Here is a 2,724-nt window from a genome sequence, read left to right as displayed (position 1 = left end):
CCACGTCTTCGACTTCTGGAACAGAGCCGTCCGGGAAGGTGGCGGCGGCGAGGCCCGACAGCACGTCGTCGCGAGGTTCCCGACGACGATCCCGGACGTAGTCGGCAAAGGTTCCGTAGAGAAATTCCAGTGGGCTGTGCGCCAGCGATTTCTCGCCGGTGCCGCCGACGCCGCCGCCGGAGTGCTTGCGGATGTTGTTGACGAAGTGGTCGCGGTCTTCCTCGGGCACGCCAAGCAGGTCGGCGATCACCAGCAGCGTGAAGGGGCCCGCGAAGCCCTTGATGAATTCCCCCTCGCCAGGGGCCAGGAAGGGATCGAGCGCCCGGTCCGCGAGCACCCACATGGCGTCCTCGTTCTCCTTCAGGCGCTTGGGGGTGATCAACCGCATCAGCAGGGCGCGGTGGTTGGTGTGCGTCGGCGGGTCGAGAGTCGGCAGCTGGTCGCTGAACGGCAGCTGGTCGCGGTGCTGCTCGATCAGCTCGGTCACGTCGTCACCCTCGAGCGGCACGGGAAAGCCGGGAAACGGACCGGTCACCGAGATGCACGACGAAAATGTCTCGGCGTCGTTCAAAACGGCGCAGGCCTCGTCCCAGCCGGTCACCATGGCGACTCCGTGGTGGCTTTCCCGGGTCACCGGGCATTGCCGACGCAAGGCTTCGTAGTAGGGGTACGGGTTCTCGATGAGCCGGGCGTCGCGGAAGAAGTCCATCTCGGTGAGACCGTTCACCATCGCTTGCTCCGTTCCAATCTCGGCTAGGGAGAATGTTCCTCTCAGAGATGAATATTACATTTTCATACGGCACGCCGACCGTCAACGGCGCGGAAGGGCCGCAATCGTGACGGGCCTTCAACAGGCGATTCGTTTTTTGCTAAGGCGACCCGTTGCTGGTGCCTTGGGGCAGTTTGGTGAGGCTCTGGAATGCTTCGTTGAAGATGGCCGCGATGTCGCTCTCGTCGGCCGTGGCGATGGGTTGCTTGTTGAGTAGCACGCGTAGCACGCCGATGCCGAGTAGTAGTGCGGTGACCATGTCGGCGCGTAGTCGCGGTTGATCAGCGGTGATGCGCCTACTGAGGTTGAGTGTGAGACCAGTTTCGATTTGCTGGTTGAGGCGAGAGACGACGTCGGGGTCCCCGCTGGAGCGCAGCAGCGCGAACAGGGGGGCATCGATATCGCGTTTGGCTTGTAAAACGCGTTCGATCAGGAGTTGTCCTACCGCGTCGTCGGGAGCGCGCCGGGCAGCGGGAACGTTGCCCGAGATATCGGTGGCCTCGGCAAAGAGTTGCTGTTTAGAGCCGAAGTAGCGGCGGATAAGCATCACGTCCACGCCGGCTTGGGCCGCGATTGCGCGTAACGAAGTGCCGCGGTACCCCTGCCGTAGGAACTGTTGCCTGGCCGCCTCCAACAGGCGGGTGCGCGTCGCTGTCGCGTTGCGACGCGGCGAGTTCCCGCTCGAGCTTGTGTTCGCGGTGCGGTTCATCCCTGCCTCCTGGGAATATATCTACAACTGTAGACATGAGGCCACAGCCGGCCTACACTCGACTGCGTCTACAACTGTAGACAATACGACAGGCATTGAACTGGGGGGCTCATGGGCGAACAGCTGCAACCGCATTCGTCGCCGACCGGCGTCGGGCCAACTGCGGTCGGCGGGGCATTGCTGCCTGCGCGCGAAAGTGCCCGTACTAACCGGCTATTCAACGACCCCTGTGCGAAAGCGTTGTTCGTCGAGCGTGACCTCGGCGGACCGCTGTGGAATAGCAGGGCTTCAGGTCCGGATTTTTTCAGCTCATGGTTGCGCACGCCGGGGTGCGCATCCACTTCCTCGATCAAGCACTCCTAGATGCCGTGCATGCCGGCATCACCCAGGTTGTCTTGCTCCCCTATGTCATGGACCACCCGAGCGCTTTGCCCGAGCCGGCCAGCCGGCAGCACCGTTCGTGAAGTTGACCTGCCTGGGGTTCTGACGTTCAAACTCCCTGTCCTGCAGGGTCATTCGCAGTCGCGCTGCCCCGGCGTTGCGGTTCCGGCCGATTTGCGAACTAATTGGCCAGTACGACTGGTGGGCGCCGGCATCGATCGCGAGAACCCGATAGCGTGGCTCGTCCGCCGTGTTCGGGCGACCCATCCCGGCTGCGTCCGATCCCACAACTATGAAGCTGGCTGCGGCTGGCTGGTCACCGCATACAAAATGTTGAAAAGCGAACGCAGTCAGGATGATTCACTGTGGCCGGAGTAATGCTCGTCAAGCAACGAGTCGTCAGCGTCGAGCAATGGAACACAGTCTTTCGTGACCCAGCGTTGGATGCCGTGCGCCGTGACCACGGTTTGGTAGTGACCGGAACCTACGTCGATGCCGGCGACCCCAACACCGTGATCGTCGTCATGGACATGCACGACCTCGACCAGGCCCGGCAATTCGCTACCTCGCAGGAACTGGCCAGAGCTCGCGAACAGGCCGGAGCAGTCGGCTCCCCAGATGGCGTGTGGTATGGGGCGCAACGTATTCAATGACGCCGCGTCGCGATTCACGCCAGTGGGTCCGAAGAGAGGCGCGGTGGCACGCAAAAGGGATGAAAGCACATGAATGGACAACACGACCTTGGTGGCATGCAGTCGTTCGGGCCGGTGCCCCGAGAGCGCAACGAGCCGGTCTTTCACGCCCCGTGGGAAAGCCGCGTGGAAGCTCTGACCATGGTGTTGCTTGTCGCCGGACATTTCGGCGG

Annotated in this window: 3 protein-coding genes and 2 pseudogenes; 3 read left to right on the top strand and 2 right to left on the bottom strand. The window is 62.6% G+C overall.

Going from position 1 to position 2,724, the window contains the following annotated elements; translation table 11 throughout:
• A pseudogene (locus JO059_RS21140) lies at positions 1-730 on the bottom strand (cytochrome P450); the annotation flags it as partial.
• 139 nt (positions 731-869) lie between these two features.
• On the bottom strand, positions 870-1,478 hold the full coding sequence (locus JO059_RS21135; RefSeq protein WP_293322374.1) for a TetR/AcrR family transcriptional regulator: 609 nt from the start codon (positions 1,476-1,478) through the stop codon (positions 870-872).
• Between the two features lie 363 nt (positions 1,479-1,841).
• On the opposite strand from JO059_RS21135, the gene JO059_RS22990 reads away from it, so the two are divergent.
• The 3 genes and pseudogenes from JO059_RS22990 to JO059_RS22985 all read left to right on the top strand — a co-directional run.
• Positions 1,842-2,237, top strand: a complete 396-nt coding sequence (locus tag JO059_RS22990; protein ID WP_366516245.1) for a class I SAM-dependent methyltransferase — start codon at positions 1,842-1,844, stop codon at positions 2,235-2,237.
• On the top strand, positions 2,225-2,512 hold the full coding sequence (locus JO059_RS21130; RefSeq protein WP_293322371.1) for a hypothetical protein: 288 nt from the start codon (positions 2,225-2,227) through the stop codon (positions 2,510-2,512). Before JO059_RS22990 ends, JO059_RS21130 begins: the two co-directional genes overlap by 13 nt.
• Before the next feature lie 69 nt (positions 2,513-2,581).
• Positions 2,582-2,724: pseudogene (locus JO059_RS22985) on the top strand (nitrile hydratase subunit beta); the annotation flags it as partial.

Origin of the sequence: Mycobacterium sp. (genome assembly GCF_019247615.1) — a bacterium.
Taxonomy (GTDB): Bacteria; Actinomycetota; Actinomycetes; order Mycobacteriales; family Mycobacteriaceae; genus Mycobacterium.
The sequence above is the reverse complement of the archived record's forward strand: the minus strand, read 5'-3'. Positions and strand labels throughout refer to the sequence as shown.

Bases quoted from the DNA above. Each gene is read 5' to 3' on its own strand.
- JO059_RS21135 (WP_293322374.1), bottom strand. From the start codon at position 1,478: ATGAACCGCACCGCGAACACAAGCTCGAGCGGGAACTCGCCGCGTCGC.
- JO059_RS22990 (WP_366516245.1), top strand. From the start codon at position 1,842: ATGCCGTGCATGCCGGCATCACCCAGGTTGTCTTGCTCCCCTATGTCA.